This is a genomic window from Mesorhizobium sp. Arg314, from assembly GCF_053714275.1.
Genome location: NZ_JBSKBP010000049.1, coordinates 1 through 13225, shown reverse-complemented (window position 1 = coordinate 13225; position 13225 = coordinate 1). Strand labels below are relative to the sequence as shown.

Annotated in this window: 12 protein-coding genes; 4 read left to right on the top strand and 8 right to left on the bottom strand. The window is 64.6% G+C overall.

Features of this window, described 5'->3' with window-relative positions; all coding sequences use genetic code 11:
* Nucleotides 1-138: 138 nt before the first annotated feature.
* From ACWGS9_RS29835 to cysG, 5 genes are all read right to left on the bottom strand, one after another.
* Nucleotides 139-678, bottom strand: a complete 540-nt coding sequence (locus ACWGS9_RS29835; RefSeq protein ID WP_454508613.1) for a DUF934 domain-containing protein — start codon at nt 676-678, stop codon at nt 139-141.
* Between the two features lie 99 nt (nt 679-777).
* Nucleotides 778-1542: a phosphoadenylyl-sulfate reductase gene (locus ACWGS9_RS29830; RefSeq protein WP_454508612.1), complete on the bottom strand. Its 765-nt coding sequence runs from the start codon at nt 1540-1542 to the stop codon at nt 778-780.
* Nucleotides 1517-3187, bottom strand: a complete 1671-nt coding sequence (locus ACWGS9_RS29825; RefSeq protein ID WP_454508611.1) for a nitrite/sulfite reductase — start codon at nt 3185-3187, stop codon at nt 1517-1519. The genes ACWGS9_RS29830 and ACWGS9_RS29825 overlap by 26 nt, the downstream gene beginning before the upstream one ends.
* A 101-nt stretch (nt 3188-3288) precedes the next feature.
* Nucleotides 3289-3594: a DUF2849 domain-containing protein gene (locus tag ACWGS9_RS29820; RefSeq protein WP_454508610.1), complete on the bottom strand. Its 306-nt coding sequence runs from the start codon at nt 3592-3594 to the stop codon at nt 3289-3291.
* Nucleotides 3591-5039 carry a siroheme synthase CysG gene (gene cysG, locus ACWGS9_RS29815; protein ID WP_454508609.1) on the bottom strand — a complete coding sequence of 483 codons (1449 nt, stop codon included), beginning with the start codon at nt 5037-5039 and terminating at the stop codon, nt 3591-3593. Before cysG ends, ACWGS9_RS29820 begins: the two co-directional genes overlap by 4 nt.
* Between cysG and ACWGS9_RS29810 the strand changes: the two genes are divergently transcribed.
* The 3 genes from ACWGS9_RS29810 (at nt 5038) to ACWGS9_RS29800 (ending at nt 7910) form a co-directional block, all read left to right on the top strand.
* The gene (locus ACWGS9_RS29810; protein WP_454508608.1) at nt 5038-5235 is read left to right on the top strand and encodes a hypothetical protein; all 198 of its coding nucleotides are present in this window, start codon (nt 5038-5040) and stop codon (nt 5233-5235) included. The two genes, cysG and ACWGS9_RS29810, sit on opposite strands and share 2 nt — an antisense overlap.
* 220 nt (nt 5236-5455) lie before the next feature.
* Nucleotides 5456-5893: a baeRF12 domain-containing protein gene (locus ACWGS9_RS29805; RefSeq protein ID WP_454508607.1), complete on the top strand. Its 438-nt coding sequence runs from the start codon at nt 5456-5458 to the stop codon at nt 5891-5893.
* Between the two features lie 217 nt (nt 5894-6110).
* Nucleotides 6111-7910 carry a cation:proton antiporter domain-containing protein gene (locus tag ACWGS9_RS29800; RefSeq protein ID WP_454508606.1) on the top strand — a complete coding sequence of 600 codons (1800 nt, stop codon included), beginning with the start codon at nt 6111-6113 and terminating at the stop codon, nt 7908-7910.
* A 108-nt stretch (nt 7911-8018) separates the two neighbouring features.
* Here the strand turns inward: ACWGS9_RS29800 and ACWGS9_RS29795 are convergent, their stop codons facing one another.
* Nucleotides 8019-8825, bottom strand: coding sequence for an AraC family transcriptional regulator (locus ACWGS9_RS29795; RefSeq protein ID WP_454508605.1), 807 nt, complete (start codon nt 8823-8825; stop codon nt 8019-8021).
* A gap of 132 nt (nt 8826-8957) precedes the next feature.
* Between ACWGS9_RS29795 and ACWGS9_RS29790 the strand changes: the two genes are divergently transcribed.
* Complete coding sequence (locus tag ACWGS9_RS29790) at nt 8958-9878, top strand: zinc-binding dehydrogenase (protein WP_454508604.1); 921 nt, start codon at nt 8958-8960, stop codon at nt 9876-9878.
* 26 nt (nt 9879-9904) lie between these two features.
* Here ACWGS9_RS29790 and ACWGS9_RS29785 read toward each other — a convergent pair whose 3' ends face one another.
* Nucleotides 9905-10654, bottom strand: coding sequence for an SDR family NAD(P)-dependent oxidoreductase (locus ACWGS9_RS29785; protein WP_454508603.1), 750 nt, complete (start codon nt 10652-10654; stop codon nt 9905-9907).
* 56 nt (nt 10655-10710) lie between these two features.
* The gene (locus ACWGS9_RS29780) at nt 10711-12981 is read right to left on the bottom strand and encodes a transglycosylase domain-containing protein (RefSeq protein WP_454508602.1); all 2271 of its coding nucleotides are present in this window, start codon (nt 12979-12981) and stop codon (nt 10711-10713) included.
* Between the last annotated feature and the right edge of the window lie 244 nt (nt 12982-13225).

Here is a 13225-nt window from a genome sequence, read left to right as displayed (position 1 = left end):
CGAGAGAATGCCTGCCGGCGCGGCTTGTAAAGATGCCGCAGCGTCAGTCAGGGCATGATCCCAAAAAGTGGGAACCGGTTTTCGGAGAAGATCATGCTCCAACAAAGGACTAGATCAGGATGACGGTTCGACAGAACGTCATTCTGGTCCAGCGCGCTTGCGCCGCCAGGAGTATTTCGGACCCTTGGGCTCCGGCTCCACGGCCGGCTGATAATAGACCGGCAGGCCGCCGGTGCGGCCCTGCTCCAGGCGCTTCATTAGTACCGGATTCGAAACCTCGAACTCGTCGAAGCCGAGCCGCAGCATATGCGGCAGTTGGTCGACCAGCACCTGGCCGGTGGCGCGCACCGCGCCCTTGAAGTGATGTCGGGCGCGCAGCAACTCGCCCTTCGAGAAGGAGCGGCCGTCATTGAACGCCGGGAAGGCCAGCGCCACCAGCGACAGCTGGTCCAGCAGGCCGACGATCTTGTCGAGTTCGTCGCCGGGCTGCAACATCACGCCGAGGCGCTCCTTGGCTGATTTGCGAACTTCGTCATCCAGCCCGAGAAAAGCCTGCAACGGCAGGATGAAGCGGCCATTGCCGGCAAGCGCCTCGGCGCTTTCGGCGTGGGTCCACTCATCCTCGCGAAAGCCGTCCGGGGTCCAGAGGCGGGTCCCCGCTGTCGTCGATCCAGTCATCAAAAATTCCTAAAGTCCCAAATTGCCCAGCGAGCCCGCAGCCGTCAGCGACCGGGAGCCGCCGTTCGCAGGCCGGCCTCACCTGGATACCGGCATACCCTAAAGTGAAGCGTCGGTCAGCGACTTCTCCAGGCCGGAGAGATGGATACCGCACTCGGTCTTGGCGTGCCCCGCCCAGCGGCCGCTGCGCGCATCCTCGCCCGGCTGCACGGGCTGCGTGCACGGGAAGCAACCGATCGAGAGATAGCCATAGGCTACCAGCGGATTTTCGCGCAGCGCATGCGCGCGCATGTAGTCGGCCTGGTCCGACGTCGTCCAATGTGCCAGCGGATTGATGCGGATACGCGCGCCGACCGCCTCGAAGACCGGGAGTGCCGCCCGCGTCGAGGCCTGGAAGCGCTTGCGCCCGGTGAACCAGGCGCGAAACGGTTCGACGCCGCGCGCCAGCGGCTCGACCTTGCGCACGTTGCAGCAGGAATCGGTGTCGGCCTCGTGCAGCCTGCCGGTCGGATCGACGCGTTCGAGCGCGTTCTCGTCCGGCTTGATCACCCTGACATCGGTCAGGCCGAAATCGGCGACCAGAGCATCGCGATAGCCGAGCGTCTCCTCGAAATGCTTGCCGGTATCGAGGAAGATCACCGGCAGCGAGCGGTCGACCTTGGCGATCATGTGCAGCAGCACGGCGGAATCGGCGCCGAAGGAGGACACGGCGGCGATGTCGCCGTGAAAGAGTTCGCGGGAAGAGCGCTCGATGATCTCGAGCGGCCTCAGGTGGCCGTAGAGCGCGTCGAGCCCTGCCGCCTCGGCGGCGACGCCGGCCTCGACATCGACGACCCGGTCAAGCGGCCTTGGTTTCGCCAGCATAAAGCGCCTCCTTGAACGGCGCGGGACCGACTCTGCGGTAGGCGTCGATAAAACGTTCACTGGGACTGAGCCGAAGGCCGAGATAGGTGTCGACGATCTGCTCGATGGCGTCGGTGATCTCTTCTGAACTGAAGCCACGGCCGATGATCTCGCCGACCGAGGTGTTCTCGTCGGCCGAGCCGCCAAGCGTCACCTGGTAGAGCTCGGAGCCCTTCTTCTCGACGCCGAGGATGCCGATATGGCCGACATGGTGGTGGCCGCAGGCATTGATGCAGCCGGAGATCTTCAGCTTCAACTCGCCGATCTCGCGCTGTCGCTCCAGCGAAGCGAAGCGAAGCGAGATTTCCTGCGCAATCGGAATGGAGCGCGCGGTGGCCAGCGCGCAATAATCGAGCCCGGGGCAGGAGATGATGTCGCTGATCAAGTTGGAATTGGCGGTCGCCAGACCGATCTCGACCAGCGCGTCATGGACCGCCTTGAGGTCGGCGCGCGCCACATGCGGCAGGATCAGGTTCTGTTCGTGGCTGACGCGCAATTCGTCGAACGCGTATTTCTCGGCGATGTCGGCGACGGCTTCCATCTGGCTGTCGGTGGCGTCGCCGGGAACCTCGCCGATGCCCTTGAGCGAAATCGTCACCGCCGCGTAGTCGGGATGGCGATGGGTCACGACATTCTGGTCGAGCCATTCCGAAAAGCTCTTGGAATCGAGCCTGGCCTGTTTCACCGCATCATCGCCTTGCGGCCGGGAAACCAGCGCCGGCGGCGCGAAATAGGCGTTGATGGCCTCGATATCGGCCTCAGGCAACTTCAGCTCGGCGTCCTTGAGCTCCTGCCATTCGGCCTCGATCTGGCGGGTGATCTCCTCCACGCCGGTCTCGTGCACCAGGATCTTGATGCGCGCCTTGTACTTGTTGTCGCGGCGGCCATAGAGGTTGTACACGCGCAGGATCGCCGTGCAGTAGGACAGAAGATCGGCTTCCGGCAGGAAGTCGCGGATCTTTCTCGCGACCATCGGCGTGCGGCCCTGGCCGCCGCCGACATAGACCGCGAAGCCCAATCCGCCGGCCGCGTTCTTCTTCAGATGCAGGCCGATGTCGTGCGTTTGGATGGCGGCGCGGTCGCGCTCGGCGCCCGTCACCGCGATTTTGAACTTGCGCGGCAGGAACGAGAATTCCGGGTGCACCGACGACCATTGGCGCAGGATTTCCGCATAGGGGCGCGGATCGGCAACCTCATCGGCGGCGGCCCCGGCGAAATGATCGGCGGTGACGTTGCGGATGCAGTTGCCGCTGGTCTGGATGGCATGCATCTCGACGCTAGCGAGGTCGGCCAGGATAGCCGGGATGTCGGACAGCGCCGGCCAGTTGAACTGGATGTTCTGGCGCGTGGTGAAGTGGCCGTAGCCCTTGTCGTATTTGCGCGCGATATGGCCAAGCATGCGCAATTGCCGGCTGTTCAGCGTGCCGTAAGGCACAGCGATGCGCAGCATATAGGCATGCAGTTGCAGATAGACGCCGTTCATCAGCCGGAGCGGCCGGAACTGGTCCTCGGTGATCTCGCCGGCAAGCCGGCGCTGCACCTGGTCGCTGAACTCGGCGACACGGGCGTGAACGAAATCCTGGTCGAACTCGTCGTAACGGTACATGCTTCGTCTTTCAGGGCGCGTCCGCCCGCTCTTCAATTCTTTGTTGGAGCATGATCTTGTCCGAAAACCGGTTCCCACTTTTCGGGATCATGCTCGAAAACTTATGCCGTCCGGACGGTTTCCGGGCTCGCCTGCTTGCCTAGATCGGTGCGGATGGTGGGCCCCGCGGCGCGGATCTTTTCGCGCAGCCGCACCGGCTCGACCAAACCATCGACTATCGCGACGTCGATCAGGTTGACGTCGACCACCTCATTGTTGGCGCCAGCCGCGGCGCCGATCGCTTCGAGCCGGTCCCCCGCCGCCTTGTCATGCGCGATATCGGCATGACCGACGGTTTCCGCCCAGCCGCCATCGGCGTACCAGACGGCGATGCCATCCGAGAGCCTGTTCGCGGTCAGAACCTTCATTGCTCAACTCCTTCGGCGACGGCTGAAGCCGCGCCCTCATGCTTATGTGCCGCGAGCGGCTCGGATTGTTCAAAATTGGCGCCGGCGACCGCATCGCCGATGATCGTCATCACCGGACCGGTAAGGTCGGCGCGAGCCTCCAGCGACGGCAGGTCTGCGAGCGTGCCGTGGAAACGGCGGCGGTTGCCGAGGCTGGCATTCTCGACGACGGCGACGGCCGTGTCCGGGGACAGCCCCGCTTCGATCAGCCGGCCGGCGACTTCGGCAGCGACCGAACGGCCCATATAGACGGCAACGGTCGCACCCGAGATGGCGAGCTTTGCCCAGTCGGGCAGCGAGTTGCCCTTTAGATCGTGGCCGGTGGTGAACACCATCGAGGACGAGACGCCGCGCAGCGTCAGCGGCAGTTCGAAATCGGCGGCGGCGGCAAAGGCGGCGGTGACGCCAGGCACCACCTCATAGGCGATCCTGGCCTCGCGCAGTGCCGCCATCTCTTCGCCCGCCCGGCCGAACACCAGCGGATCGCCGGACTTCAGCCGCACCACGCGCTTGCCGGCGCTGCCGAGCTCGATGAGCAGCGCGTTGATTTCTTCCTGGCTCTTGGAATGGCAGCCCTTGCGCTTGCCGACCGGCAGGCGCTCGGCATCGCGGCGGCCCATGGCCACAATCGCTTCCGGCACCAGTGCATCGTATACGATCGCATCGGCTTCCATCAGCAGGCGGTGTGCGCGCAGCGTTAAAAGGTCCTCCGCGCCCGGACCGGCGCCGACCAGCGCGATGTGTCCCTCGGCCGGAGCGCTCGCAGCCAAAAGGTCGAGCGCTGCACCATGCGCCTCGGCGAGCTCCCCGGCTTCAATTGCCTTGGCCGGCGCGCCGGCGAAGAAATCGTTCCAGAACCGCCGGCGGCGATTGCCCCTCGGCAGCTTTTCGGCGGCGGCACGAAACGACGCGGCAAGTGCCGCCAGCCGGCCGAACGACGGCGACAGCATGCGGTCGATACGGCTGCGCAGCATCTGTGCCAGCACCGGTCCGGCGCCCTCGGTGCCGATGGCGATGGCGACAGGCGCGCGGTTGACCAGCGCAGGCGTGAAGAAGTCACAATGCTCCGGCCGGTCGACGGCGTTGACCGGGATGCTCAGCCGGCGCGCGTCCTCGACCACGCAACGGTCAAGCGCCTCATCGCCGCTGGCCGCGAACACCAGGGCGGCACCTTGGAGATGGGCGGCCTCGTAGGCCGCCTTGATGTGAACGGCGCCCGTCGAGGCGATGAAGTCCAGCAGGCCGCCGCCGGCATTGTCGGCAACGATGCGCAGCACCGCGCTCGACTGCGAAAGCAGCCGCGCCTTGGCAAGCGCCTCCTCGCCATTGCCGACGATGGCTACGGCTTCGCCGTCGACCCGCATGAAGACGGGAAAGGCATTTAGCTTGGCATTGGCTGGCGACATGGCGATCAGCAATATTGGAACAGTTTGGCAGTTTTACGCGGCCACGCCAAAAACCAGAAGGCAAGCACTCGCGCGCCGCCGAACAGCAGGCAATCGCTTTTTCGCAACCGCGAAGGGCAAGAGAAAAAAATTCTACTTTGAGAATGAGGCGGCCAGCACCGCATTAGAAACCGCCTTGATCCGGCGTAATTTTTAGCGCCGGGCAAGGAAAGCAGCAAAATAGTTTTTTCTAAATTCTACTAAGTTAGTAGATTAAAGCCGACCTTGCCGGTTTGGCGCCCAGCCTGCCTGCCGAGAGCGATCGAGGCGTCACCGCCGATCGGAACAATCATGCTTCGCGGCTCGTTTGGATAGCAGACCATTCTGTCGATCCTAAGCTCGACCGATCGGCAATCATGCAAGCAAGGAGGAACGCCATGAGCATCAGGCTGAAACACGGATTGTGGGTCGTCGTGGCCGACGGCGAGAAGGCGCTCTTCCTGCGCAACCAGGGCGACAGCAAGTTCCCGAACCTGGAAGTGGTGCACGAGATGGAGCAGGAGAATCCTCCCACACGCGAGCAAGGCACGGACAAACCGGGCCGGTACGCGGAAGGGCCACGCAGCGCCATTGAAGACACCGATTGGCACCGTCTCGGCAAGGAGCGCTTCGCCCTCGACATTGCCGCCCGGCTCTACAAGCTCGCGCATCGCGGCGAGTTCGACGCGGTCGTGCTGATCGCGCCGCCGCAGGTGCTTGGCGAGATGCGCCAGAAACTGCACAAGGAAGTCGGCCAGAAAGTGCAGGCGGAAATCCCGAAGACGCTCACCAACCACACGATTTCGGATATCGAGAATCTGCTGCAGGCGGCATAAGCGGGCAAAAACTTAGCGGCCTCGAGGCCGGATTGCGGCTCGAAGCGGCCTCTTTGGCGGCGCAGCGCCGATTTTCCGCGCCGCGCCCGCCGTTCGGCGTCGATTTCTGCGCCGCCACGGTTGCATCATCACCGCCCCCTCCACCATATTGCCAAAGGCGACCGCCTCGGCGGGCGCCCATCAGACATCGCGATTTTCGAAAGGCGCTCCATAGACAATGCCGCATGACACGCCCCTTATCGCCACCATCGTCGCCGGTCTGGGGCTGGCTTTCGTCTTCGGGGCTTTAGCCAACCGTTTCCGCATCCCGCCGCTTGTCGGCTATCTTGTCGCCGGCGTCCTGGTCGGGCCGAACACACCGGGCTTCGTCGCCGACGCCAGCCTTGCCAACGAACTCGCGGAAATCGGCGTCATCCTGCTGATGTTTGGCGTCGGCCTGCATTTTTCGCTGAAGGATCTTCTGTCCGTCCGCGCCATCGCCGTGCCGGGCGCCATCGTCCAGATCGGCTTTGCGACCCTGCTTGGGGTGGGGCTTGCCTGGCTGCTCGGCTGGTCGCTGGGCGCCGGCCTGGTCTTTGGCCTCGCGCTCTCGGTCGCCTCGACCGTGGTGCTTTTGCGCGCCCTGCAGGAGCGGCGGTTGATCGAAACCGAACGCGGCCGCATCGCCGTCGGCTGGCTGATCGTCGAGGATCTCGCCATGGTGCTGGCGCTGGTGCTTTTGCCGGCGCTCGCCGGCGTGCTCGGCGGCCAGCCGCCGGTCGAGGACCATGCGAGCTTGCTCTCGCTGCCCGCCAGCTACGGCATATGGGGCGTGGTCGGCATCACGCTGGCCAAGGTCGCGGCCTTCGTCGTCGTCATGCTGGTGGTCGGCCGCAGGGTCATTCCATGGATCCTGCATTACGTCGCCCATACCGGCTCCCGGGAGCTGTTCCGGCTCTCGGTACTTGCCATCGCGCTCGGCGTCGCCTTCGGCGCGGCAAAGCTGTTCGGCGTCTCGCTGGCGCTCGGCGCGTTCTTCGCCGGCATGATCATGAGCGAGTCTGAGCTCAGCCACCGCGCGGCGGAAGAATCGCTGCCGCTGCGCGACGCCTTCTCGGTGCTGTTTTTCGTCTCGGTCGGCATGCTGTTCGACCCGTTCAGCCTCATCAGCAACGGCCTGCCGATCCTCGCCACCTTAGCCATCATCGTCATCGGCAAGTCGATCGCGGCTTTCATCATCGTGATCGCCTTCCGCTATCCGATTGTGACCGCGCTGATGATTTCGGCGAGCCTTGCCCAGATCGGCGAATTCTCCTTCATCCTGGCCGAGCTTGGCGTCGGCCTGAAATTGTTGCCCGAGCAGGGCCGCGACCTGATCCTCGCAGGCGCCATCCTGTCGATCCTGCTCAATCCGCTGATATTCCTGATTGTCGACTGGATGAAGCCGTGGCTCGAGAAACGCGCAGGCAAACCTGCCGCGCCCGAGGAGACCAGGCCTATCGGCCCGGCGACCGAGCCCGGCCGGGTCGCTTCGGTCCAGCCAGTTCAGGGTGGGGAAGATGGCCCGCCACCAAAGACAACGCTTGCCGGCCATTCCATCCTGATCGGCTATGGCCGCGTCGGCAGCCTCGTGGGCGTCGCGCTGAAGGAAGCCGCCCTGCCCTTCCTGGTCATCGAGGATGCCGACAAGACGCTGGCGAAGCTGAAGGCCGACGGCGTCGAAACCGTCGCCGGCAACGCCGCCAACGTGGACGTCCTCTCAGCCGCCAATCCGGAAGGCGCCAAGCGGCTGATCCTCGCCATCCCCAACGCCTTCGAGGCTGGCCAGATCGTGCTTCGCGCCCGCGCCGCCAATCCGGCGATCAACGTCGTTGCGCGCGCCCATTCCGACGCCGAGGTCGAGCACCTGAAGGGACTGGGCGCCGACACCGTGATCATGGGCGAACGCGAGATCGCGCGAGGGATCGTGGAGGCGGTGACCGGCAAAACCGACGGTTCGACCGGCTCCGCCGGGGAGATCAATCCGCAGCCCGCTTGATGCATTGATGCATGTCGCCCATAACTGTGCAGCGGTTCTGTTGCAACGACATGCATCAAAACAAAAATCGAAAGCGCGTCGGCTGAATCCGGTTCAGCGCGACGCGCTTCAGGCCACGAAGGCGGAACCACCGTGCTGCGTGATGTCGCTGAGGTATTTCGCCGGCGGCTTGCCAAGCGCCTTCTTGAACATGGTGATGAAGGCGGTGACGGACTCATAGCCGAGGCCGCCCGACACCTGCTGCACGCTGGCACCGGAAGACAGTTCCCGCAGAGCCACGATCAGATGCAGCTGCTGGCGCCAGCGCCCGAACGTCAACCCGGTCTCCTTTACCACAAGGCGCGCCAGGCTGCTCTCGCTGAGCGCGACATGGTCGGCCCATTCCGCCAAGGTGCGTCGGTCAGCTGGATCCTCGGCCAAGGTTTCGGCGATCCGGCGTAGCCGCGGCTCGGCCGAGATCGGCAGGTGCAATTGCTGAACCGGCATAAGCGGCAGTTCGGCGAGCAGGACCTTTCCCAGGAAGTCGCACCGCGTGTCGTCCGGCGCGCAGTCCGACAGTTCGATGATCAGCTCGCGCAGCAGCGGTGAGATCGAAAGCGTGCAGCACCGATCCGGCAGGTCGGCGGCGCCCGGCTCGACGTAGACGAAGAAAATCCGCGCATTGGCCGTCGCGATATTGCTGTGTCGCATGCCGCCGGGAATCCACACGCCGCAATGCGGCGGCACCATCCACAGGCCACCGGGAACGCGGCAGGTGACCCCGCCGCCGAGCGCGAAGACGAGTTGCGCCTTGCGATGCCAATGCTCGGGCACCTCGGCCCTGGTCTCGGTCACGTCGACACGAACGGCGATCGCCGGCGAGAGCACGTCATCGACATCGAAGTCCAACCAGGGCCAACGGAGCGGTTGTCTCATGATTGACTGCTTTTAGCGACTAGATGCCAGGATAGCTAAATTATTCGAACGGAGAAGTCGATAGGCTCCGATTTGCGTATGACGAGCAACAGTTCGTTGGCGCCATGCAAATCAGCAAAGAGGTCCGACCCCATGCTCGCCCTCGTCACGTCTCCCGACAGCGCCGCCGGCCTGAGGCTCGCAGAGTTCGAGGAACCTCGGCCCTCGGCGAATGAGGCGCTTGTCTCGGTCCACGCAACCTCGTTGAACCGCGGCGAGCTGCGCCTGCTCGCCATCCGTCCGAACGGTTTTGTGCCTGGACAGGACGTCGCAGGAATTGTCGAGCGCGCAGCGGCCGACGGCACCGGCCCGGCGGCGGGCACACGCGTTGCGGCTTTGATCGATCAGGCCGGCTGGGCCGAACGTATCGCCATTCCCACCGACCGTCTCGCCGTCCTGCCCGATGGCGTCGGCTTCGCCTCCGCCGCCACGCTTCCGGTGGCTGGCACGACAGCGCTGAGGACTTTGCGCCACGGCGGCGACCTCGCCGGTCAGCGGGTCCTGATCACCGGAGCAAGCGGCGCGGTCGGTCGCTTCCAGATCCAGATCGCTCGTGAGCAGGGCGGACTTGTGACCGCGGTCGCCGCCTCCCGGCATAGCGAGGATCTCCGTGGGTTAGGAGCCGAACAGGTAGTCGAGTCGATCGAGCTGGCCGAGGGGCCGTTTTCGCTGATCACCGAGTCGGTCGGCGGCAAAAGCCTTGCCGACGCGATCGAACACGTCGCGCCTGGCGGGACCATCGTCATGTTCGGTTCGAGCAGTGGCGAACTGACCCCAGTCGGATTCCGTCAGTTCGTTCCGGGTCACGAGGGCGCGAGGCTTCAGACCTTCGCCTATTACACGTCCGGTTCAGCCATTGGTGCCGACATCGCCTCGCTGCTCGCGCTGGTCGCGGCCGGCCGGTTGGAAACCCGTGTCGCATTGACCATGCCGTGGACCGAAATCGCCCAGGGCCTGGAGGCGCTGCGACAGCGCAGCATCAGTGGCAAAGCCGTTCTCACCATAGCCGGATGAGAAATCCTTGGACCTGGATCGGCAGCTCAGACGTGCTGGCCGCCATTGATGTGGATTTCCGAGCCGGTCACGTAGGACGACTGGCCGGAGCACAGGAAGTAGATGATATCGGCGACTTCCGACGTGGCACCCAGCCTTCTCAGCGGGATCGTCTCGACGATCTTGTCGGTGCCGGGAGAAAGGATCGCGGTGTCGATCTCGCCCGGCGCGATCGCGTTGACGCGGATGCCGTGCGGGCCGAAGTCATGCGCCATCTCGCGCGTCAGCGAGCCGAGCGCGGCTTTGGATGTCGCATAGGCCGTGCCGGCGAACGGATGCACGCGGGTGCCGGCTATCGAGGTGACGTTGACGATCGACCCCTTGGCGGCGGCGAGCTCCTTAAACAGCCCCCGTGCCAGCATGATTGGCGCGAAGAAATTGACCTGGAAAACATCGCGCCAGACATGCATCGGCGTGTCGATGGAGTTCATCCGGCTGCCGTCTTTCAGCTTTGGCGAGATGCCGGCATTGTTGACCAGCGCATTCAATTGGCCGCCATGCTCCTCCAGCCGGTGACGGATTTCCGAAACGGCGATGCCGACATCCTCCTGGTCGGCGAGATCGACCTTGATATGGTCCTCAGGCCCGGCCGGCCAAGGGCAATCCTCGGCGAAAGCCTGGCGCGAGCAGGTGATGACCCGCCAGCCCTCGCGCGAAAAGCGCTTCACGGTCGCATGGCCGATGCCGCGGCTGGCGCCGGTAAGCACGATGGTTTTTCTGCTGTCGGTCTCGGCCATGGCTTGATCTCCGGCCGGACATGTAGCCGAAGCCGGCCGTGGTGGCGAGAGGCGAGTTAGCCTCCGCCCAGAATGTTGAGGATCGAGGTCTGGCGCTTTTTGGTCGGACCGCCGACATTGCCGGGCGGCACCGGATGCTTGATCGAGCCGGTCTGTCCGCTGTCGCTCGGCATGTCGAAGCCGCCGCCGGCATCGACGGTTTCGGCCGGTCGTGTGGTCCGCACCTGGCGTGCGGGTGCCGGCGCCTGCGCGACCGGCGCCGACTGGCCGACGGCTGCGGGCGGCGCGGGCGGCGGCTGCGAGGCGTCTGCCGACGGGATCTCGTCCGGCACGATCGTATCGGACGGCGTCGACTTCCAGGTGCCGGGCAGCGGCCTGACCGGAACGCCCTCATGCGCCGCCACCATGAACTCGTGCCAGGCCTGCGCCGGCAAGGCACCGCCGGTGACTTTCTTCATCGCGCTGCCGTCGTCATTGCCGAACCACACGCCCGTCGTGAGATTGGCGGTGTAGCCGACGAACCAGGCGTCGCGCGAGTTCTGGCTGGTGCCGGTCTTGCCGGCCGAGGGCCAGTTGAACGCCGCCTTCTTGGCGGTGCCGACCTCGACCGTGCCCGTCATCATCGAATTCATCATGCCGACGATGTCGGCCTTGATGACGCGCGGCGCGCTGCCGCCATTATTCTCGTAGAGCACCTTGCCGGCGGCCGTGGCGATGCGCTGGATGAAGTGGATATCCGGCTTGTAGCCGCCATTGGCGAACGGCACATAGGCGGAGGTCAATTCCAGCGGCGTCACTTCCGAAGTGCCGAGCGCGATCGAGGTGTTGGCCTGCAGGTCCGACTGGATACCCATGCGATGCGCGGCTTCGACCACGGCGTCGGGTCCGACCTCCATGGTGAGCTGTGCCGCCACCGAGTTGAGCGACTTGGCCAGCGCCGTCGCCAGCGTGACCTTGCCGTAATATTTGCCGCCGTAATTGTCGGGCGTCCATTTGCCTATCTTGATCGGCGCGTCGTTGCGTATGCTGTCGGGCGTGCGGCCGGCCTCGAGCGCCGCCATGTAGACGAAGGGCTTGAAGGCGGAACCGGGCTGCCGGCGCGCTTCCGAGGCCCGGTCGAACTGGCTGGTCGAATAATCGTAGCCGCCCACCATGGCGCGCACGGCGCCGGAATCGTCGATCGACACCAGCGCCCCTTGCGTGACGTTGAGCTTCTTGCCGCTCTCGTCGATCAGCCGGCGGATCGACTGTTCGGCAAGCTTCTGCAGGTTCAAGTCCACGGTGGTGTTGATGACGATGTCGCCGCGGACGTCGCCGACAAGGTCGGGAAGCTCGTCCATCACCGTGTCGGCGACATAGTTTTCCGAGCCCGTCCAGTAGGACGGTGCGCGCGTCGCCGGCGCGCTCAGCGCCACCTTGTATTCCTTGTCGCTGATCTTGCCTTCCTCGTGCATGGCTGCGAGCACAAGCTGCGCCCGTGCCTCGGCAGCCTTCGGGTCGCGCGCCGGCGAAAGCTTGGACGGCGCCTTGAGCAGGCCCGCCAGCAATGCGGCCTCCGAGAGGCTCACGTCGCGCGCGCTCTTGCCGAAATAGCGCCGCGAAGCCGCTTCCACGCCATAGGCGCCCGAGCCGAAATAAACCCGGTTCAGATACATTTCGAGGATCTGGTCCTTGGTGTGCTTGTGCTCCAGCCATAGCGCCAGGAGCACCTCCTGCACCTTGCGCTCCAGCGTGCGGTCCGGCGTCAGGAACAGGTTCTTCGCCAGCTGCTGCGTCAGCGTCGAGCCGCCCTGCGAGAAATGGCGGCCAAGCAGGTTGGTGACCATGGCGCGCGACAGGCCGATCGGGTCGATGCCGAAATGCGAATAGAAGCGGCGATCCTCGATGGCGACGACAGCCTCGGGGATATAAGGCGACATTTCATGCAGGCCGACGGCCTCGCCGCCCGACGTTCCGCGATTGGCGATCAGCCCGCCATCGACCGAGACGATCTTGATGTTGGGCGCGCGGTCCGGGATCGACCATGTCGTCGCAGCCGGCATCTTGGCGCCGTAATAGACGACGATGCCGGCCACCGCGATGCCGCCCCAGATGCAGAGCACGAAGCACCAGTAGACCAGGCGGGTGGCAATGCCGAGCAGCCCGCGCCGGTTGCGATCGCGGCCGCGACCGCGTGATTTCGCCTTGGCGGACTTGCCTTTTGCAGCGGGCTTGCGGGTGCGCGGCACGACGCGATCCTCCTCGCTCACCGAAAAGCCATCGGAGGACTTCGCGCGCGGCGAGTCCTCGAAGCTTGGTTCGATGCGACTGTCTCTGCGGTTCGCCATGCGCTCTTGCTTGCCTGCCCCGGTGCCGATGGCGTTCGGGTTTAAGAGTAGATGCGGCGATTTAAGGGCGCGTTAAAGCAGGGTTTATGCAGAGCTTTGAAAACCATTATGATTTTCTAAATCCAACTGTCTCGCAGGCTTCGTTCGGGTCAGGTCGGCTACACTTGCTAATGCATGTCGCCCAGAAGTGTGCAGCGGTTCTGGGACAACGACATGCATCAAAACAAAGACTTAACAGGCTGCT